The organism is Bacillus sp. LK2, from assembly GCF_001043575.1.
Lineage (GTDB): Bacteria > Bacillota > Bacilli > Bacillales > Bacillaceae_G > Bacillus_A > Bacillus_A paramycoides.
The window spans coordinates 41341-60556 of the sequence record NZ_LDUK01000016.1; the positions used below are offsets into that span (position 1 = coordinate 41341).

General features: G+C 35.4%; 22 protein-coding genes and 1 other annotated feature. Of the genes, 17 read left to right on the forward strand and 5 right to left on the reverse strand.

Annotation, left to right across the window (positions count from 1 at the left end):
- The first annotated feature begins 35 nt into the window (after positions 1–35).
- The 3 genes from VK90_RS11680 (at position 36) to VK90_RS11690 (ending at position 3942) form a co-directional block, all read left to right on the forward strand.
- Positions 36–725 (forward strand): 23S rRNA pseudouridine(2604) synthase RluF, encoded by a 690-nt coding sequence (locus tag VK90_RS11680; RefSeq protein WP_048372924.1) that lies wholly within the window; start codon positions 36–38, stop codon positions 723–725.
- A 107-nt stretch (positions 726–832) separates the two neighbouring features.
- Positions 833–1084 (forward strand) — a binding site (T-box leader).
- A 118-nt stretch (positions 1085–1202) separates the two neighbouring features.
- Complete coding sequence (gene brnQ6, locus VK90_RS11685; protein ID WP_048372925.1) at positions 1203–2528, forward strand: branched-chain amino acid transport system II carrier protein BrnQ6; 1326 nt, start codon at positions 1203–1205, stop codon at positions 2526–2528.
- 214 nt (positions 2529–2742) lie between these two features.
- Positions 2743–3942 carry a class I SAM-dependent rRNA methyltransferase gene (locus VK90_RS11690; RefSeq protein ID WP_048372926.1) on the forward strand — a complete coding sequence of 400 codons (1200 nt, stop codon included), beginning with the start codon at positions 2743–2745 and terminating at the stop codon, positions 3940–3942.
- A 44-nt stretch (positions 3943–3986) separates the two neighbouring features.
- Here the strand turns inward: VK90_RS11690 and VK90_RS11695 are convergent, their stop codons facing one another.
- On the reverse strand, positions 3987–4181 hold the full coding sequence (locus tag VK90_RS11695) for a YwbE family protein (RefSeq protein ID WP_001014310.1): 195 nt from the start codon (positions 4179–4181) through the stop codon (positions 3987–3989).
- Complete coding sequence (locus tag VK90_RS30240) at positions 4182–4355, reverse strand: hypothetical protein (protein WP_001293584.1); 174 nt, start codon at positions 4353–4355, stop codon at positions 4182–4184. It lies immediately after the preceding gene.
- Between the two features lie 168 nt (positions 4356–4523).
- Between VK90_RS30240 and VK90_RS11700 the strand changes: the two genes are divergently transcribed.
- The 6 genes from VK90_RS11700 (at position 4524) to VK90_RS11720 (ending at position 8960) form a co-directional block, all read left to right on the forward strand.
- Complete coding sequence (locus VK90_RS11700; protein WP_025147537.1) at positions 4524–5216, forward strand: response regulator transcription factor; 693 nt, start codon at positions 4524–4526, stop codon at positions 5214–5216.
- Position 5217: 1 nt separating this feature from the next.
- Positions 5218–6153, forward strand: a complete 936-nt coding sequence (locus VK90_RS11705) for a HAMP domain-containing histidine kinase (RefSeq protein WP_048372929.1) — start codon at positions 5218–5220, stop codon at positions 6151–6153.
- Positions 6154–6277: 124 nt separating this feature from the next.
- Positions 6278–7201: an ABC transporter ATP-binding protein gene (locus VK90_RS11710; RefSeq protein ID WP_048372931.1), complete on the forward strand. Its 924-nt coding sequence runs from the start codon at positions 6278–6280 to the stop codon at positions 7199–7201.
- A gap of 50 nt (positions 7202–7251) precedes the next feature.
- Complete coding sequence (locus VK90_RS28500) at positions 7252–7416, forward strand: hypothetical protein (protein ID WP_156185401.1); 165 nt, start codon at positions 7252–7254, stop codon at positions 7414–7416.
- 34 nt (positions 7417–7450) lie between these two features.
- Positions 7451–8155, forward strand: coding sequence for an ABC transporter permease (locus VK90_RS11715; protein ID WP_048372933.1), 705 nt, complete (start codon positions 7451–7453; stop codon positions 8153–8155).
- Between the two features lie 109 nt (positions 8156–8264).
- Positions 8265–8960, forward strand: coding sequence for an ABC transporter permease (locus VK90_RS11720; RefSeq protein ID WP_048372934.1), 696 nt, complete (start codon positions 8265–8267; stop codon positions 8958–8960).
- Positions 8961–9023: 63 nt separating this feature from the next.
- On the opposite strand, the gene VK90_RS11725 is transcribed toward VK90_RS11720, so the two are convergent.
- Positions 9024–9356 (reverse strand): YfjL-like protein, encoded by a 333-nt coding sequence (locus tag VK90_RS11725; RefSeq protein ID WP_048372935.1) that lies wholly within the window; start codon positions 9354–9356, stop codon positions 9024–9026.
- Between the two features lie 138 nt (positions 9357–9494).
- Positions 9495–9998: a DinB family protein gene (locus VK90_RS11730; RefSeq protein ID WP_048372936.1), complete on the reverse strand. Its 504-nt coding sequence runs from the start codon at positions 9996–9998 to the stop codon at positions 9495–9497.
- Positions 9999–10211: 213 nt separating this feature from the next.
- On the opposite strand from VK90_RS11730, the gene VK90_RS11735 reads away from it, so the two are divergent.
- The 7 genes from VK90_RS11735 (at position 10212) to uvrC (ending at position 17713) form a co-directional block, all read left to right on the forward strand.
- Positions 10212–11897, forward strand: coding sequence for a long-chain-fatty-acid--CoA ligase (locus VK90_RS11735; protein WP_048372937.1), 1686 nt, complete (start codon positions 10212–10214; stop codon positions 11895–11897).
- A gap of 106 nt (positions 11898–12003) precedes the next feature.
- The gene (locus VK90_RS11740; RefSeq protein WP_012261773.1) at positions 12004–12591 is read left to right on the forward strand and encodes a TetR/AcrR family transcriptional regulator; all 588 of its coding nucleotides are present in this window, start codon (positions 12004–12006) and stop codon (positions 12589–12591) included.
- Positions 12592–12602: 11 nt separating this feature from the next.
- A complete protein-coding gene (locus VK90_RS11745) occupies positions 12603–13379 on the forward strand; it encodes an enoyl-CoA hydratase (protein WP_002173667.1) in 777 nt (258 codons plus the stop codon).
- Between the two features lie 78 nt (positions 13380–13457).
- Entirely contained in the window at positions 13458–14231 is a 774-nt protein-coding gene (gene etfB, locus VK90_RS11750) for an electron transfer flavoprotein subunit beta (RefSeq protein ID WP_048372942.1), read from the forward strand.
- Between the two features lie 36 nt (positions 14232–14267).
- Positions 14268–15245 (forward strand): electron transfer flavoprotein subunit alpha, encoded by a 978-nt coding sequence (etfA, locus tag VK90_RS11755; protein WP_048372945.1) that lies wholly within the window; start codon positions 14268–14270, stop codon positions 15243–15245.
- Between the two features lie 211 nt (positions 15246–15456).
- Entirely contained in the window at positions 15457–15771 is a 315-nt protein-coding gene (trxA, locus tag VK90_RS11760; RefSeq protein WP_001018943.1) for a thioredoxin, read from the forward strand.
- Positions 15772–15928: 157 nt separating this feature from the next.
- Positions 15929–17713: an excinuclease ABC subunit C gene (gene uvrC / locus VK90_RS11765; protein ID WP_048372947.1), complete on the forward strand. Its 1785-nt coding sequence runs from the start codon at positions 15929–15931 to the stop codon at positions 17711–17713.
- A gap of 120 nt (positions 17714–17833) precedes the next feature.
- Here the strand turns inward: uvrC and VK90_RS11770 are convergent, their stop codons facing one another.
- The gene (locus VK90_RS11770; RefSeq protein WP_002173663.1) at positions 17834–18283 is read right to left on the reverse strand and encodes a YslB family protein; all 450 of its coding nucleotides are present in this window, start codon (positions 18281–18283) and stop codon (positions 17834–17836) included.
- Between the two features lie 299 nt (positions 18284–18582).
- Between VK90_RS11770 and sdhC the strand changes: the two genes are divergently transcribed.
- On the forward strand, positions 18583–19209 hold the full coding sequence (sdhC, locus tag VK90_RS11775; RefSeq protein ID WP_000678360.1) for a succinate dehydrogenase cytochrome B558: 627 nt from the start codon (positions 18583–18585) through the stop codon (positions 19207–19209).
- Positions 19210–19216 lie beyond the last annotated feature (7 nt).

Consider the following 19216-nt stretch of genomic DNA (forward strand, 5'->3'; position numbering starts at 1 on the left):
TTGACGCTTTTAATCTATAAGAAAAGGAATAAAACATGAAAATCAACCAATACATAAGCGAAGCAAAATCCTGCTCAAGACGTGAAACAGATCGCCTTATTAAAGCAGGACGTGTCGCGATTAACGGTGAAATTTGTACGCACGGTACAATCGTGAGCGAAGGTGATGTTGTAACGATTGATGGGCAGGTTATTGAAAAAGAAAAGAAAGAAAAAGTATATATCGCCTTTCATAAACCAGTTGGAATTACTTGTACAGCAGCCGATCATATTGAAGATAATATTATTGATTATATCGATTATCCAGAACGAATCTTTCCTGTTGGGCGGCTAGATAAAGCATCGGAAGGACTCATTTTATTAACGAATGATGGTACGATCGCGAATCAAATTTTGCACGGTGATCATGAGCATGAAAAAGAATATGTTGTTACGGTCGATAAGCCGTTTACAGATTGGTTTATTGATATGATGTCCAGCGGTGTAAAGATTAAAGATGGAATGACGAAACCATGTAGAGTGACGAGAGTTGACCAATCTACATTTCGCATCGTTTTAACACAAGGAATGAATAGACAAATTCGTAGAATGAGTCGTGCTTTCGGGTATACAGTAACAAAGTTGAAGCGAGTTCGCATTATGAATATAGAGCTAAATGAACTTGAAACCGGAAAATGGCGGAACATTACAGCTGAAGAATTAGAAAGATTGATGGGGCAAATATAGGGGGAAATGTTTTCTCCCTATATTTTTTTGTCAGAAAAAATAAAACTATTGATTTTTTAAAAAATAGCCCATATAATAAAAAACAACAAGTTTCGACAAGATATTTTATAAAAGTAATGATGAGGACACGAGTTGTTTTTTACGATTCTCAGAGAGGGAAGCCTTAGGCTGCGAGCTTCCTAATACGAAAAGACATACTTACCACCTCTAAACTTCAAGAGTGAACTGCATGATGCATTGTAATTCTTGGCGGATAAAACCGTTATCAATTTACACGAGCTATAAAATGAGCTTATTTCGTTATAAATTCATTTTATTAGAATAAGGGTGGAACCACGATTTCAACACTCGTCCCTTTATTAGGGACGGGTGTTTTTTGCGTTCTTTTATGGGGAAGTATGCTTGAAAGAGGAGATGTGACGGAATTTAATTCAGAATATTTTGTTAATATAATAATTATTTAGGAGGTTAGTAGAAATGAAATCGTCTTTAAAGTTTTCTGAGATGTTTGCAATAAGTTTAATGTTATTTGCATTGTTTTTCGGTGCAGGTAATATGATCTTCCCACCAGCGTTAGGACAAGGTGCTGGAACGGATGTATGGATTGCGTTGTTTGGTTTTATCGTAACAGGTGTGGGACTTCCTTTATTAGGGGTTATTGTTATAGCTTTAAAAGGAGATATTAATGAACTGGCAGGACGTGTACACCCTGTATTCGCACTTGTTTTTATCACTGCAATTTATTTATGTTTAGGTGTATTTGTTAGTGTACCACGTACAGGAACTGTTGCTTATGAAATGAGTGTTGCACCGTTTTTACCAAGTGAGGTAGCTGGTCAATCATATCCACTTGTTATCTTTACATTTATTTTCTTTGCAGTAACTTTCTATTTAGCTTTAAACCCATCGAAATTAGTGGGCCGCATCGGTAAAGTGTTAACGCCAATTTTATTAGCTGTCATTGCAATTATTGTAGCGAAAGCAATTATGACACCAATTGGAGAGTTTGGTGCACCGACAGAAGCGTATAGTGCTCCACTCTTTAAAGGCTTTATTGACGGATATTTAACTTTAGATGGACTTGCAGCACTTGTTTTCGGAAATGTTGTAATTAATGCTTTAAAAGCAAAAGGTATTACAAATAAGAATAGCATTGCGAAAGTAACAATCTTTGCAGGATTTATTGCAGCACTTGGCTTACTACTTGTTTATTTAGCGCTTGCTTACCTTGGAGCTTCTAGTGTTTCACTTGGCATGGGAGCAAACGGCGGAATTATTTTAACAAACGTAGTGACTCATTTATTTGGCAATTACGGAACGTTATTACTTGGTATCGCAATTACAGCAGCATGTTTAACAACTTCTGTAGGTATTGTTGCAGCTTGTGGGGAATACTTCTCTTCTTTATTACCAAAGCTTTCTTATCAAAAAGTTGTTTTCATTTTCTGTGTATTAGCATTTATGGTAGCAAACCTTGGTTTAACACAATTAAATGCATTAGCATTACCAATCTTAATTGCAATTTACCCAATTGGTATTGTACTTATCGTATTATCACTTGTTGAAAATTACGTTCGTCTTCCATTAGCAATGTATGTAGGCGGTATTATAGGGGCGTTCGCGATTAGCTTCTTTGATGGATTGCACAATGCAAATCTTCAAATTGCCGCATTAGCACCTATTTTAGATAAGATTCCATTATATAGTGTAGGGATTGGCTGGTTAGTTCCAGGTATGATTGGTATAGGAATTGGTTATATAGTTTCTAAGTTTCAAAAGCAAGAAATTGCTGTAGAAAAATAAAGAAAGTCTCTTTTATATAAGTTTTTTCGGTTATTGTAGATAGTAAGATGTTCACTTCAAAAGTTAGTAAATATATAGCGGTTATGCGAGCGAATAGGCTAGTTGTACTAGCAAAGCAATAATATGGTATAGTGAAACGAGGCTGTTTTTTCAGTCTCGTTTTTTAAATGCTTACTATAGTTAGAAAGCATTCAAATGGAAAGGAAGACATTACATGCGATCTGAAGTAACTATAAAAATAAAACCGAAGTTTATAAAAGAAATTAAAAGTGGATATCCGCTTATTTTAAAAGATGCTATCCAAAATTTAAATGATGTACGTGAAGAAGGGACAATCATCAAAGTAGTAGATGAGAAGAACCAATTCATCGGAAAAGGCTATTATGGAAAACAAAATAAAGGATATGGATGGATTTTAACGAGAAAAGAGAAGGAGCAAATTAATCAACCTTTCTTTGAAAGTAAAATCAAATCTGCTTTACATAAACGAAAAGATTTTTATAAATCAAATGATACAACAGCATTTCGTGTTGTGAATGGTGAGGGCGATGGTCTTGGTGGTTTAATCATCGATTATTATGACGGTTATTACGTAATAAGTTGGTATAGTGAAGGGATTTATACTTTCCGTGATGAAATCGTAGAAGCACTTCAAAAAGTAGCAAACTTTAAGGGTATTTATGAGAAAAAACGTTTTGATACGAAAGGGAAATACATTGAAGATGATGATTTTGTAGCAGGAGAGCGCGGTGAGTTTCCACTTATCGTAAAAGAAAACGGTGTAAACTTTGCTGTATATTTAAATGACGGGGCGATGGTTGGTGTATTTTTAGATCAGCGTAACGTTCGAAAACAAATTCGTGATAAATATGCAAAAGGAAGAACAGTTTTAAATATGTTCTCCTATACTGGAGCTTTTTCTGTATTTGCAGCACTTGGCGGCGCAAGTAAAACAACGAGTGTTGACCTTGCAAATCGTAGTTTAAGTAAAACGATTGAGCAGTTCAGTGTAAATGAAATTGATTACGAAGCGCAAGATATTATTGTAGAAGATGTATTTCTATATTTCAAATATGCAGCTAAGAAAAAGATGAAATTTGATATGGTTGTACTTGATCCTCCAAGCTTTGCACGTTCGAAAAAATATACATTCAGTGCAGCGAAAGATTATAAAAATTTATTAAAAGAAACAATTGCCATTACAGAAAATAACGGTATTATCGTAGCTTCTACAAATTGTAGCGCATTCGATATGAAAAAATTTAAAGGCTTTATCGATACAGCATTTAAAGAAATGAACGGCAAATATAAAATATTAGAAGAACATTCTTTACCCGAAGATTTCCGTACAATTGATCAATTTAAAGAGGGAGACTATTTAAAAGTAGTTTTCGTCGAAAAAATTAAAGGGTAATGAAAATAAGAAAAGGAGCTCAATTTTAAATGAGCTCCTTTTCTTTATTGAACAATATTTTGTACTCTACCAACCTGTCCGTCCTGCAATCTTACTTTAATGCCGTGCGGATGGGAAGGGGAATTCGTTAAAATATCTTTTACAATTCCTCTTGTTAACTTACCAGTTCGTTGATCTTGTTTTAACACAATATCAACTTCAAGACCTGGCGCGATGTTAGATCGTTTTTGCCCGTTCATTTACACACCTGTACGTCTACGTTGGTTGTTTGTTTTCTTCGTTTGTTGGTTTTGTAATTTTTTCGTTGCTTGGCTTTGATTTGTATTATTTGAACCATTTCCATTTCCTTGCTTTTTCTTTGCAAGTTGTTCGCGCATTAAATCAGCTAAGCTTACTTTTTTGTTTTCTGACATGATAAGTCTCCTTTATATAAAGTTAATTATGAACAATAGTAGTGAATTTCATCATATCATTGTTAAGGAAGGAAGGGAAGTTGGTTTGAAAATTCATATAATTCTTTCCAGCATTCATTCGTTGCGATACAATTGAAATGTTAATGTTTGTAAAAAGGGGATGAGAATATGTCACATCATATTTTATTAGTTGAAGATGATGTCTCAATTCAAGAGATGGTTGAAACATATTTAGTAAAAGAAGGTTTTCAAGTTACAATCGCATCTGATGGAGAAGAAGGAGTTACCGCATTTTTAAAAGGTTCATTTGATTTGATCATTCTCGATATTATGATGCCGAAGTTGGATGGCTTAGAGGTTGTGCGAATCATTCGAGAGAAAAGTGCCGTTCCGATTTTAATGATGTCAGCGAAGGATACAGATGTTGATAAGGCAGTTGGTTTAGGTCTTGGAGCGGATGATTACATTTGTAAACCGTTTTCTATGATTGAACTAGCAGCGCGTGTAAAAGCTGCTATTCGAAGATCTACAAAGTATTCAGCTGTGGAATCAAAAGATGAGACCATTCAGATTGGTGATTTAATAATTGACCCAATTAATTTTACTGTAGAGAAAAAGGGAAGACAGCTTAAACTTACTTTAAAAGAATTTGAGATTTTAAAACTGTTTGTAAAGAACCAAAATCGTGTATTTACGAAAGCGCAAATCTATTCACTAATTTGGAATGAAGAATATTATGGTGATGACAACGTTATTAATGTCCATATGAGAAGATTGCGCGAGAAAATTGAAACTGATCCATCTAACCCAGCGTATGTAAAAACATTGTGGGGCATCGGTTATAAGCTGGAAGGGATGTAGTATGGTTACTTTTTTAACGGCCGTTATTTGTATATTGCTAATAATAATTTATGTACAATATAAAATTCGAAAAAATAATAGTAGAAATTTACGTTATACATATGAAAAATTAGAGGATATTGTAAAAGAGAAAACTGGTGAGAAGCTATTAGTTATGACAGACGATAAAGAACTGCAAAAACTATTAGTTACTATTAATCATTTGTTAGATGCGAAACAGAAAACGAATGCAGATCATGCGAAAGTAGAAATTTCGATGAGAAAAATGCTTTCGAACATCTCACATGATTTAAAAACGCCGCTTACCGTCATTCTTGGATATACAGAAATGTTAAATTTAGATAAAACGATAAATGGAGAAGAACGGCAATTATTATTACAAAAGGTACATGTGAAAACATTAGAAGTAATGGAACTGATTCATAAGTTTTTCGATTTAGCAAAACTGGAATCTGGTGATAAAGCAATTGAAATAACGAAGATAAACATGAATGAAATATGCAGGGAAAAGATTTTATCGTTTTATGATTTATTAACCTCGAAAGGATTCGAGGTTCATATTGATATACCAGAGAGAAATATATATGCATTTGGAAATGCAGAAGTGATTGGAAGGGTGTTAAACAATTTAATATCAAATGCGATTGCCTATGGATATGATGGGAAGGCGCTCGGTATGGTATTAAGAGAGGATGAAACGAGTGTGTATATAGACGTATGGGATAAAGGGAAAGGAATTGATGAATCTCATATTGATAAAGTATTTGAGCGTATGTACACACTTGAAGATTCAAGAAATAGATTGTACCAGGGCAGTGGTCTAGGTTTAACGATTACGAAAAGGCTTGTAGAAGCAATGGATGGAAAAATTCATCTTTCTAGTAAGCCATATGAAAAAACAACCTTTACAATTATATTGAAAAAAATGGAGTTTTAGCTTGTAGAGAAGGTTATTCTACAAGCTTTTTTGAACGTAAGGAATTTGTAAGGAACGGGTAAGAAAAAAGAGATTTCCATTGTCTATTATGTAAATAGAAAGTGGTGCGAAAGGGGAAAGCGATATGACATATATATTAAAAACGAACCAGTTAACGAAAGTATTCGAAGGAAAAGAAGTTATTTCTGGTGTCAACATGCATGTGAAAAAAGGAGAAATTTATGGCTTTTTAGGACCGAATGGTGCTGGTAAAACAACAATTATGAAAATGATTACGAATTTAATTAAACCGACGAGCGGAGATATTGAAATTTTCGGTGAGAAATTAACAGATACATCTTATGAATTGTTAAAGCGTATGGGAACGATTATTGAATATCCGATTTTTTATGATAAATTAACGGCGAAGGAAAATCTGGATTTACATTGTGAATACATGGGTTATTACGATAAGAACGCAATTGATCATGCTTTGAATTTAGTGAAACTGCACGGCATAGACAATAAAAAAGTAAAAGATTTTTCATTAGGGATGAAACAAAGACTGGGTATTGCAAGAGCAATCATGACAAAACCAGAGCTTCTTATTTTAGATGAACCGATTAACGGCTTAGATCCAATTGGTATTAAAGAATTACGAGACTTGTTTAAAATGCTCTGCAAAGAATATGGCATTACTTTATTAGTTTCTAGTCATATTTTAGGTGAAATGGAACAAATGGCGGATACAATTGGTGTTATTCAAAATGGGAAGCTAATAAAAGAAGTTTCAATGAAGAGTATTAATGGAAAACAAACAGAGTACATTGAAATTACTATTCCTGATGTGAAACGTGCAGCTTATATTTTAGAAGATAAACTCGGTATAAAAAATTACAAAATAATGAGTGGAAATATGATTCGTGTTTATGAAGTGGCGGTGACGCAGCAAGCAATTTCAAAAGCACTTATTATGAACGATGTGGAAATTGAAAGTATTAATAAGAAACATAGCTCTTTAGAAGAGTATTTCTTAAATGTCATGGATGGAGAAGGAATTCATGCTTAGTGGATTGTTGCTGCCATTTTGAATGTGAAAAACTATTTCAATAGGGAGTTATGATGATGAATTTATTAGTGCTGAATCTAGTAAGTGGATTGATCGTAATGTTCATAAGTGGAATTTTATATTATAGAAAACCAGAGCGGAAATGGGTGTTAATTTTACTAGTGATAGGGATATTAAGCGTAATTACAGCTGGAATTAGAATGTTATTAGCGTAGAGATAGTTATATAAGGAATGGAGGCGTGGTTTATATGCTTAAATTAATGAAGCTTGAATGGAAAAAACATCAATTATCTAGCTGCTTTAAAAGTGTAGCAATTTGTATTATAGCAATTTTTGCTGTAGTAAGCCTTATGGCATTGGGAGCTAAAGGCGAGGCAGAAGTGCTCCTCTCTGACTTCACACAGCAAATGGCTGTAGCAAATATTTTTATTAGGATAACATGCATTATTTTTAGTTCGGTCATTTTATCACGTTTAGTAATTGATGAGTATAGGAACAAAACAATACAACTACTATTTATGTACCCACTGCAAAGGAAAATGCTAATGAGAGCGAAATTAACAATTGTTTTTTGTTTTTGTTTTGTGAGCACGATTATCGCTACTTTCATTATTAGTTTGCTCGTGTTTTTTGTAAGTCCAATGATGGGACTGATTGAAACGCCTGCTACGATAGGCGAAATAATAGCTAGCGTTCCAACTACTATTATAAGTGCATTTATGATATCTGGTATAAGTTTAATTCCTTTATTTTTTGGGATGAGAAAGAAATCGACACCGACAACGATTACTTCTGCAGTAATAATAGGAATGCTGATTAGTGGTAACGTTGGGGCTGGAAGCGGTCAAGTAAGTATGTTTGACTTTATAGCTATCCCAATTGTGCTCTGTTTATTAGGTATTTTTATTAGTCATCTTTCGTATCGTAAAATCGACAAGATTGATGTGGCGTGAAGCAAGCTTAAAACAACAACGAACTGGGATATGAATAGTGAAAAAAATAATAGTAATTGCAATTTATATCAATTAAATTTTAAGTGGCTTACATGGAAGGAGGACTATAATGCTACGACTTATGAAGCTAGAACTGAAGAAGTTTAAGCTTGGATGGTATGTGAAGGGAGCAATTATTGCAAATATCACCATACTGGCGCTATTAATCTTGGTTGGTTTCGTTGCTCAAATAGAAGGAGATCCAGAAATAAGGGATCCTCAAGCAATTTTGTTGATGGCTAGTGCGTCAGTAAGAGGAACATTTATTATTTTTGGTGGTGTACTAATAGCCAAGTTAATAATTGATGAATATAAAAATAAAACAATACTACTTATGTTTTCTTATCCAATTAACCGGAAGAAAATGATGGTTAGTAAGTTGGCTATTACAGCGATCGTAACATTTATAACAGTTATTTTATCTAACATTTTAGTAGTAGGAGTTTTCTTTGGGATAGATAGTTATTTTTCAATTCTTCCTAATTCATTTACAGTAGATCAATTAATTCAAGAAGGGGTAAATCTTGTACCTTTAGCAATTGCAACAGCGGGAATAAGTTTAATCCCTCTATATTTCGGAATGCGTAAACATTCGGTGCCAACTACAATCGTTTCATCTATTATCGTTGTGTCAATCGCAATTAATAACCAGCCAATGTTTCCTATAGCGACTTTTCTCCCTCTTCAATTCACATTTGCAGCGATCGGTATGGCGATTGCTTATTATGGAATTAAAAATATTGAGAAGGAAGATGCAACGGTATGACAAGAATAAGTAAAAAAGAGTTGGCGTTACACCAACTCTTTTTTGTATATGTATGCTTCGTTACTACTCTGTAAATTTGTAGTGTTTACTTAAATACTCTTGAACTCCTGGAGAAATGTTAAAGTTATTAGGACTTTTATATTCGATAGTAAACTCTCCGTCTGCACTTGTTTCAAAGGAGATTGCATAGCTATTCATTTTAGCATCGTAAGAAGTATTTTTGACTTCCGCATCTAGATTAAAGTATTTTGTAATATACTTTTTTGATTCGGCAATTGCTGTTTGTTTTCCCCAAGGAGTACCATAATATGTGAAGTAAAGGGATACACCGATAACTCCAATAATAGAAGTTAGTAAAAGAGTTCCCATAGCTATTTTTTTATTTTTTGTATTCAATTTGGTTGCCCCTCCTCATAATATGTATTCATTTTAACGTGTTTTTTCCATAAAACAACCATTTAGCAAAAAATAGTTTCACATGAAACAAGTTACAGAAAAAGACAAGATGTGTAAACACCTTGTCTTTTTTTGTTGTTACATTTTAGGAGCTTCCATTCCAGCCGCAGCCCATTCTTCTTTTGCAGGACCGTATACACCAGGAACTATTAATCCTGCTTGTCGCATTAAAACAGTCATCTGTCCACGGTGGTGATTTTGATGATTAATGAGTGTCATTAAAAATATAGAATTCGGCATAGGGCGACCAAAGAAGTCATTAATAGTAGATAAGTCTTTATCTGCCCATTCACTTTGAAGTGCTTCAACAAAAGCTGCATTCACTTTGCGATACCCATCAGCAATTGTTTTTGCTGAAGTCGGAACAGGATAATCTTTCGTTTCGCCTTCAAACTTTAATCCTGTCCCTGATAGCATAATTGGAATTGCAGTAACGATATGCCAAGCAACTCGTCCTAAAGTCCAGTGTCCAGGCGCAATTTCTTGTGATAAAGATTCATCCGTTAATGCATCAAGCATTTTCTGAGTAGACTCAGCTTCGTATTTCCATGATTGTAGAAAGCCTTCAATTGTTTGGTACATTGTTATCCCCCCTATTTTCGTTCATAGATTAAATTCGTGAGAGATAATATAATCCCTGTTTAATAAAGAATACTTAATTAAGAAGTTAAAGGCATAGTTATATAAAAGTCAGAATATTATGATTGTAACGTTGTTATGACTATAATATAATGAAAACAACCATCATGAATGAACATTCATTTATTTTCGCAAATATTGGAAGGGGGAATGAGAGTGGAAAAACCTTGGTTACAGAGTTATCCAGATGAAATTCCAGAGACAATTTCTTATGATATTCAGCCACTTCATGGATATGTAGAACAGATGGCTTCTCGTTATTCAGAAAAGAAAGCGCTTCACTTTTTAGGGAAGGATATTACATTTTCAGATTTCCATGATAAGGTGAAGAGATTTGCAAATTATCTTCAAACGCTAGGTGTGGAAAAAGGGGATCGAGTTGCTATTATGTTGCCGAACTGTCCGCAATCTGTAATTGGTTATTATGGTACATTACTTGCGGGAGGAATTGTTGTACAAACAAATCCACTTTATACAGAAAGAGAGCTGGAGTATCAGCTGCGTGACTCGGGAGCAAAAGTAATTCTTTGCCTGGATTTAGTATTTCCGAAAGTGACGAATGTTCAAAATACGACAAAGCTTGAACATATTATCGTAACCCGTATTGCAGATTTTTTACCTTTCCCTAAAAATTTATTGTATCCATTTGTACAAAAAAAGCAGTCGAATTTAGTTGTGAAAGTATCAGAAAGTGAAACGATTCATCTTTGGGATTCAGTAGAAAGAGAAGTAAATACGGATGTTGAAGTTCCCTGTAATCCTGAAAATGATCTAGCTCTTTTGCAGTATACAGGGGGAACGACAGGATTTCCAAAAGGGGTTATGTTGACGCATAAAAACCTCGTTTCGAACACTTTAATGGGAGCGCATTGGTTATATAATTGTAAAGAAGGAGAAGAAGTAATTCTTGGTGTCCTTCCGTTTTTTCATGTGTACGGGATGACAGCTGTAATGAATTTAAGTATTATGCAAGGATATAAAATGGTGCTTATTCCGAAGTTTGATATGAAAATGGTTTTTGAAGCAATTAAAAAACATAAAGTCACACTATTTCCAGGAGCACCAACCATTTATATTGCTTTATTAAATAGTCCCCTTCTAAAAGAATACGATATTTCTTCTATTCAGGCTTGTATTAGTGGCTCTGCGCCGCTTCCGGTAGAAGTGCAGGAAGAGTTTGAGAGAGTTACAGGTGGTAAATTAGTAGAAGGTTATGGATTAACGGAGTCATCACCAGTTACACATGGGAATTTTTTGTGGGAAAAACGCGTGCCGGGAAGTATTGGGGTGCCGTGGCCAGACACAGAGGCAATCATTATGTCACTTGAAACAGGAGAGGCATTACCTCCGGGTGAAATTGGTGAAATTGTTGTAAAAGGCCCACAAATTATGAAAGGGTATTGGAATAAGCCAGAGGAAACAGCGGCTGTATTGCAAGATGGCTGGCTCCATACAGGTGATGTAGGATACATGGATGAGGATGGCTTTTTCTATGTGAAAGATCGTAAGAAGGATATGATTGTTGCTAGCGGTTTTAATGTATATCCTCGTGAAGTAGAAGAGGTTTTATATGAACACGAAAAGGTGCAAGAAGTGGTAACAATCGGTGTTCCTGATCCGTATCGAGGGGAAACTGTAAAAGCGTTTGTTGTTTTGAAGAAAGGCGTCGAATGTTCTGAAGAAGAATTAGATCAGTTTGCACGTAAATATTTAGCAGCTTACAAAGTCCCGAAAGTATATGAGTTTAGAAGTGAGTTGCCGAAGACGACAGTTGGAAAAATTTTACGACGTGTCCTAATAGATGAAGAGAAGAGAAAGAATGAGGATGAACAAACGGGCTAAGGCCCTTTCTTTTTGAAAAAATAGGATTGACACTTTTCTAAATAGTCAGTATTATAAGAATATGAATGACTATTCATTCAGTCATCTTCTTGAAGGGGACAGTAAAGTGAAGAAAAATAGACCGAAATACAATCAAATTATTGATGCAGCAGTCATTGTGATTGCGGAGAATGGATACCATCAAGCGCAAGTTTCTAAAATTGCAAAGCAAGCTGGGGTAGCTGATGGCACGATTTATTTATATTTTAAAAATAAAGAAGATATATTAATATCCTTATTCCAAGAGAAGATGGGAGAATTTGTTGAAACAATTCGTCAAAAAATAGCAGGAATTGAAAGCGCTGTAGCGAAGTTATTTATGTTGGTAGAAACGCACTTCTTGCTGTTGTCGCAAAATGATCCTCTTGCTATCGTTACACAATTAGAGCTAAGACAGTCCAATCAAGACTTGCGCCTCAAGATAAATGAAGTATTAAAAGGCTACTTACAAGTCATGGATGAGATTTTAGAGACAGGTATAAAGCAAGGTGAATTTCAGGCGGATTTAAATGTTCGCGTGGCAAGACAAATGATCTTTGGAACAGTAGATGAAGTTGTGACCAATTGGGTAATGAGCGATCATAAGTATGATCTGGTCGCACTTTCAAAAACGGTACATGGGCTACTTATTGCAGCTTGTGGTTATCGTCAATAATGGGAGGGATCATGTTGAAATTCCTATCTGTAAGAGTTGAAGACCATATCGCCGTGGCGACGTTAAACCATGCGCCAGCTAATGCGATGTCTTCACAAGTTATGCATGACGTTACTGAATTAATCGATCAAGTGGAAAAGGATGATAACATTCGTGTTGTTGTTCTACATGGCGAAGGGCGCTTCTTCTCAGCGGGAGCAGATATTAAAGAATTTACATCTGTTACTGAAGCGAAGCAAGCGACAGAATTAGCACAGCTTGGGCAAGTTACGTTTGAGCGTGTTGAAAAATGTTCAAAACCAGTTATTGCGGCAATTCATGGAGCGGCACTTGGCGGCGGCCTTGAATTTGCTATGTCTTGCCACATGCGCTTTGTAACTGAAAGTGCAAAGCTTGGTTTACCTGAGTTAACACTTGGATTAATTCCTGGTTTTGCAGGTACACAGCGCTTACCGCGTTATGTTGGTAAAGCGAAAGCTTGTGAAATGATGTTAACAAGTACACCAATTACTGGTGCAGAGGCATTGAAATGGGGACTTGTTAACGGGGTACTTTCTGAAGAATCACTTTTAGAAGATACGCTTAAAATTGCAAAGCAGATTGCTGGAAAAAGTCCGGCAACAATTCGTGCTGTGTTAGAGTTATTACAAACAACAAAATCGTCTCATTATTATGAAGGTGTACAACGTGAATCACAGATTTTTGGTGAAGTATTTACGGGTGAAGATGGAAAAGAAGGCGTAGCAGCATTTTTAGAAAAACGTAAGCCTTCATTTAGTGGTAGGTAGTCCAAATATTTTTTTAATATAAATTAACAGAATTTTAAAATTGATAGAATCTTTCTGAAAAATAAGGGGGTAAATGGAATGAACATCTACGTACTCATGAAACGAACATTTGATACAGAAGAAAAAATCGTAATTAAAAACGGTGCAATTTACGATGGCGAAGCGGAATTCATCATCAACCCTTACGATGAATATGCGATTGAAGAAGCAATTCAAGTAAGAGATGCACAAGGTGGAGAAGTTACTGTTGTAACAGTTGGTGGCCAGGAGAGTGAAAAAGAACTTCGCACAGCATTAGCGATGGGTTGCGATAAAGCGGTATTAATTAACATTGAAGATGATGTTGAGAATGGTGACCAGTTCACAACGGCAAAAGTGCTTGCTGAATATTTGAAAGATAAAGAAGTAGATTTAATTTTAGGTGGAAACGTTGCGATTGACGGTGCATCTGGACAAGTTGGTCCACGTGTAGCTGAAGCGTTAAATATTCCATATGTAACGACAATTACAAAGCTTGAAATTGATGGTACAAATGTGAAAATCGAGCGTGATGTTGAAGGGGATACAGAAGTAATTGAAACATCATTACCGGTTTTAGTAACAGCGCAACAAGGTTTAAATGAACCGCGTTATCCATCGCTTCCAGGTATTATGAAAGCGAAGAAGAAGCCACTAGAAGAATTAGAATTAGATGATTTAGATTTAGAAGAAGATGATGTGGAAGCAAAAACAAAAACAATTGAAATCTATTTGCCTCCTAAGAAAGATGCAGGAAAAGTGTTACAAGGCGAGCTGCAAGATCAAGTAAAAGAACTTGTATCGTTGCTCCATACAGAAGCGAAAGTAATCTAATAAAATACGAAATTATATATGCAGGAGGGAAAATCTATGGCTCGTAAAGTATTAGTAATGGGTGAAGTTCGTGACGGATCGCTACGTAACGTTTCGTTTGAAGCGGTAGCAGCAGCAAAAACAATTGCAGAAGGCGGTGAAGTGGTAGGTCTTCTAGTTGGAGACAGCGTTACCTCTTTTGCAAATGAATTGATTCATTACGGTGCAGATCGCGTTGTGACAGTTGAAAATGATAAATTAAAATCATATACATCTGATGGCTATGCACAAGCGTTTTTAGCTGTATATGCTGAAGAAAAACCAGAAGGAATTGTATTTGGACATACAGCACTTGGTAAAGATTTATCACCAAAATTAGCGGCGAAGCTTGAAGCTGGTCTAGTTTCTGACGTAACTGCTTTAGAGGTTGAAGGTGGAAATGTTATCTTCACTCGTCCGATTTACTCTGGTAAAGCGTTTGAGAAGAAGATTGTAACAGAGGGTATCTTATTTGCGACAGTGCGTCCAAATAACATTGCAACTCTTGAAAAAGATGAGTCTCGCAGCGGTAACGTGTCTTCTATTACAGTAGATGTGAAAGATTTACGTACAATTATTCAAGATGTTGTCCGTAAAACAGCAGAAGGTGTAGACCTTTCTGAAGCAAAAGTTATTATCGCTGGTGGACGTGGTGTGAAGAGCGAAGAAGGATTTAAACCATTAAAAGAGTTAGCTGACGTACTAGGCGGCGCTGTTGGAGCATCTCGTGGTGCTTGTGACGCTGAGTATTGTGATTACTCATTACAAATTGGTCAAACTGGTAAAGTTGTTACGCCAGACCTATACATTGCATGCGGTATTTCTGGTGCGATTCAGCATTTAGCTGGTATGTCTAACTCAAAAATAATTGTTGCGATTAATAAAGATCCAGAAGCTAGTATCTTCAAAGTAGCTGACTACGGTATTGTCGGTGATCTATTTGAAGTAGTACCTCTTTTAACAGAAGAGTTTAAAAAGTTAAAAGTACATTCATGATTTGAGTACCCTTGAGTTCCAAGTGAAGTACCCCTATATATAGAAAAAGGTGAGAGATCCCCTGTCTCTCATCTTTTTAGTATTTAATCCGTATTTTTATATAGTATAAAGGAACATTTTTTTGTTACAATACATAACGATACATAATATTCGCCACGTATATAAGTTAATGATATACTCTTGGTAGAATATACTTGAAGGAGGAAATAAAATGGCAATTGTAAATGCAAATGACCAAAGCTTCGCAGCTGAAACTAGCGAAGGTGTTGTATTATTAGATTTCTGGGCGCCTTGGTGCGGACCTTGTAAAATGATCGCTCCTGTATTAGAGGAAATCGATGCAGAGTTAGGCGAGAAAGTAAAGGTAGTAAAAGTTGACGTTGATGAAAACCAAGAAACTGCTCGTCAATTCGAAGTAATGAGCATTCCAGCTCTTTTCGTGTTAAAAGATGGTAAAGTGGTTGATCAAGCGTTAGGTTACAAACCGAAAGAAGCGTTAGTAGAATTAGTTTCTAAACACTTCTAATAAAAAAAGCTGCCATGAGGCAGCTTTTTTTATTTTATAATATTTTCTTTTTCTGTCGCTTTCCGTTACAATAAAAGAACGTATGTTGGGTGTTTTAGCATAGTATGTTTTCGTATGAAAATAAAAATGATAAGCATGTAGAAATGGAGGGAGACGAGTGCACGAGCATTTAAAAGAGAAGTTAGCAATTTTGCCCGATCAACCTGGTTGTTATTTAATGAAGGATAAACAGGGAACGGTTATATACGTCGGAAAAGCAAAGGTACTCAAAAATCGTGTGCGCTCGTACTTTACTGGTTCGCATGATGGGAAAACACTTAGGCTTGTAGGAGAAATTGTAGATTTTGAATATATTGTAACCTCCTCAAATTTGGAGGCTCTTATTTTAGAGTTAAATTTAATTAAAAAGTATGATCCAAAATATAATATTCAATTAAAAGATGATAAAACATATCCTTTTATTAAAATTACAGCTGAAAAGCAGCCGCGTTTACTCATTACGCGAAATGTAAAAAAGGACAAAGGAAAGTACTTTGGTCCTTATCCGAACGCCCAGTCAGCTCATGAAACGAAAAAGTTATTAGATCGTATGTATCCGCTTCGTAAATGTACCAATATGCCGGATAAAGTTTGTCTCTATTATCATATGGGACAATGTTTAGCACCTTGTGTAAAAGAAATAACGGAAGAACAAAATAAAGAAATTGTAGATGAAATTATTAAGTTTTTAAATGGTGGACATAAAGAAGTTCGTTCAGAATTAGAAACAAAAATGTATGAGGCTTCAGAGAAGTTAGAATTTGAACGGGCAAAAGAGTTGCGAGATCAAATTGCTCATATTGATGCAATTATGGAAAAACAAAAGATGATTATGAGTGATTTAGTGGATCGTGACGTGTTTGGATATGCAGTTGATAAAGGGTGGATGTGTGTTCAAGTTTTCTTCGTTCGAAAAGGAAAGCTAATTGAACGTGATGTTTCTATGTTTCCAATCTATGATGAACCAGAAGAGGGATTTTTAACGTTTATCGGTCAATTTTATGAAAACAGTAGTCATTTTAAGCCGAAGGAAATTGTCGTTCCAGGAAGTATAGATTCAGAATTAGTAGAGCGATTTTTAGAAGTTGAAGCGACACAGCCGAAGCGTGGGAAGAAAAAAGATCTTGTGGAATTAGCAAATAAAAACGCGAGAATTGCACTAGAAGAGAAATTTTACTTAATTGAACGCGATGAAGAGCGGACGATTAAAGCTGTTGACAATTTAGGGAAGCAGCTCGGTATTGAAACGCCATATCGTATTGAAGCGTTTGATAACTCGAATATTCAAGGGACAAATCCTGTTTCAGCAATGATTGCTTTTATCGATGGGAAACCAGCGAAGAAAGAATATCGGAAATATAAAATTAAAACAGTCCAAGGGCCAGATGATTACGAGTCTATGAGGGAAGTGGTGAGGCGCCGTTATACGAGGGCATTAAAGGAAAAATTACCCTTGCCAGATTTAATAATTATCGATGGGGGAAAAGGGCATCTCGCGGCTACAAGTGATGTTCTTGAAAACGAGCTTGGATTATATATTCCAATGGCAGGGCTTGTCAAAGATGAAAAACATAAAACATCACATTTAATTATTGGCGATCCGCCTGAGCCTGTTATGCTTGCGAGGAATAGCCAAGAATTTTATTTATTGCAGCGCATTCAAGATGAAGTGCATCGATTTGCAATTATATTCCATCGTCAATTACACGGGAAATCTGTTATTCAATCAGCATTGGATGATATTCCAGGAATCGGTGATAAACGGAAAAAGGTATTGTTAAAACATTTTGGTTCATTAAAAAAGATGAAAGAAGCTTCCATATCGGAATTTGTCGAAGCGGGTATGCCGAAAAATGTAGCGGAGACGATTTATACTTATTTAACAGATAAGAAGACGTTGTAGTTTACAATGTCTTCTGTTTTTTGGTATAATTTCTGAAGATTTGAAATAAACACACCTGAATGAATATACAAAAAAGTCAACTAAACGTATATGTCTAGTTTAGTTGACTGTAGGTAAATGCTACACTTCAATGAGATCTTTTATATCCCATTTAACAAGAAATGTAATAGAGTCTGAACGTTTTTTCTGTTCTTCGTAGGACTCGGCAATGACGTTTCTTTGTCTTTGAATTTGCTCGGCGATAAATCCAGCTTCTAATTGATAAGAAGAATGTCTTTTTTGTTTTTGACGCTCAGCAATGAGTGCACTTTTAAGTTGGAACTGCATTTCACGACGTTTATGCTCAACGATGCTTAAAGTGCCCCAACCGGCTTTTTCGAAAAACTGAATAACTTCTTCAATGGTTTCTAGCGGATATTTTCTTGCAAGATTTCTACCGGACCAGTATAAAATTCCATCTAAATCATTACCAATTAAATCAGGTAGTAGTTCTTCACGCAGTAATTCATAAGCGAAGGCGTTCAATGAAACATCTTCTAAAGATGTTATATCGATTGTATTTTTGCTCACAATATTCCCCTCTTTCTATAGGGATTATTATATAACATTTCTCATTTATAAAAACAGATTTTTCTTTGGGAAATCTGAATATATAAGAAGAAAAAAAGAAATGGCAAATTATATGCAAATTATGTATACGTTTTCTTGACGCTTCGACAAAAATAGGAGTAAAATGAACTTGGTATCAAATTATGCTGAAATATTTCGAATAATTTTTTCAGTTTTTCTTATGCCAATAGTGAAAAAACATTATTGTTGTAAACTAATCTGAAAACAGCAGTCAAACATTCAAGGGGGGTAATGGGGACATGAAAGGCCGCGAGTATACGTTTCGTAAGTGGCACTCATTAATGGGGGTCATCCCGGTTGGTGTCTTTTTGACGCAACATTTAGTAGTAAACAACTTTGCAACAAGAGGAGCAGAGGCTTTTAACAAAGCTGCAGGCTTTATGGAGCTCCTTCCATTCCGGTATGCGCTAGAAATTTTCATCATCTTTTTACCTATACTGTACCATGCTATATATGGCTTATATATTGCATTTACAGCTAAGAACAATGCGGTATCTTACGGTTATTTCCGTAACTGGATGTTCGTCTTCCAACGAATTTCAGGTATCGTTACGCTGATATTTATTTCTTGGCACGTCTGGGAAACTCGTATTCAAGCAATGTTAGGTAAAGAGGTAAACTATGATATGATGGCAGATATTTTAAGCAATCCAGCTATGTTTGCATTCTACTTAGTTGGTGTTGTTTCAACCATTTTCCACTTTGCAAATGGACTATGGACATTCTGCATAAGCTGGGGAATTACAGTATCTCCACGTTCACAAAGAATCTCTACTTATGTAACATTAGCTATTTTCTTAGGTCTATCTTATGTAGGTGTGAGTGCATTATTAGCGTTCATCGATCCACAGCTAGCAAACCAGTAAGGAGTGG

Bases quoted from the DNA above. Each gene is read 5' to 3' on its own strand.
- etfB (WP_048372942.1), top strand. From the start codon at position 13,458: ATGAACATCTACGTACTCATGAAACGAACATTTGATACAGAAGAAAAA.
- VK90_RS11695 (WP_001014310.1), bottom strand. From the start codon at position 4,181: ATGAACGGGCAAAAACGATCTAACATCGCGCCAGGTCTTGAAGTTGAT.
- VK90_RS11745 (WP_002173667.1), top strand. From the start codon at position 12,603: ATGTTGAAATTCCTATCTGTAAGAGTTGAAGACCATATCGCCGTGGCG.
- VK90_RS30240 (WP_001293584.1), bottom strand. From the start codon at position 4,355: ATGTCAGAAAACAAAAAAGTAAGCTTAGCTGATTTAATGCGCGAACAA.
- VK90_RS11730 (WP_048372936.1), bottom strand. From the start codon at position 9,998: ATGTACCAAACAATTGAAGGCTTTCTACAATCATGGAAATACGAAGCT.
- VK90_RS11710 (WP_048372931.1), top strand. From the start codon at position 6,278: ATGACATATATATTAAAAACGAACCAGTTAACGAAAGTATTCGAAGGA.
- VK90_RS11690 (WP_048372926.1), top strand. From the start codon at position 2,743: ATGCGATCTGAAGTAACTATAAAAATAAAACCGAAGTTTATAAAAGAA.
- VK90_RS11720 (WP_048372934.1), top strand. From the start codon at position 8,265: ATGCTACGACTTATGAAGCTAGAACTGAAGAAGTTTAAGCTTGGATGG.
- sdhC (WP_000678360.1), top strand. From the start codon at position 18,583: ATGAAAGGCCGCGAGTATACGTTTCGTAAGTGGCACTCATTAATGGGG.
- brnQ6 (WP_048372925.1), top strand. From the start codon at position 1,203: ATGAAATCGTCTTTAAAGTTTTCTGAGATGTTTGCAATAAGTTTAATG.
- trxA (WP_001018943.1), top strand. From the start codon at position 15,457: ATGGCAATTGTAAATGCAAATGACCAAAGCTTCGCAGCTGAAACTAGC.
- VK90_RS11680 (WP_048372924.1), top strand. From the start codon at position 36: ATGAAAATCAACCAATACATAAGCGAAGCAAAATCCTGCTCAAGACGT.
- VK90_RS28500 (WP_156185401.1), top strand. From the start codon at position 7,252: ATGATGATGAATTTATTAGTGCTGAATCTAGTAAGTGGATTGATCGTA.
- etfA (WP_048372945.1), top strand. From the start codon at position 14,268: ATGGCTCGTAAAGTATTAGTAATGGGTGAAGTTCGTGACGGATCGCTA.
- VK90_RS11705 (WP_048372929.1), top strand. From the start codon at position 5,218: ATGGTTACTTTTTTAACGGCCGTTATTTGTATATTGCTAATAATAATT.
- VK90_RS11700 (WP_025147537.1), top strand. From the start codon at position 4,524: ATGTCACATCATATTTTATTAGTTGAAGATGATGTCTCAATTCAAGAG.
- VK90_RS11715 (WP_048372933.1), top strand. From the start codon at position 7,451: ATGCTTAAATTAATGAAGCTTGAATGGAAAAAACATCAATTATCTAGC.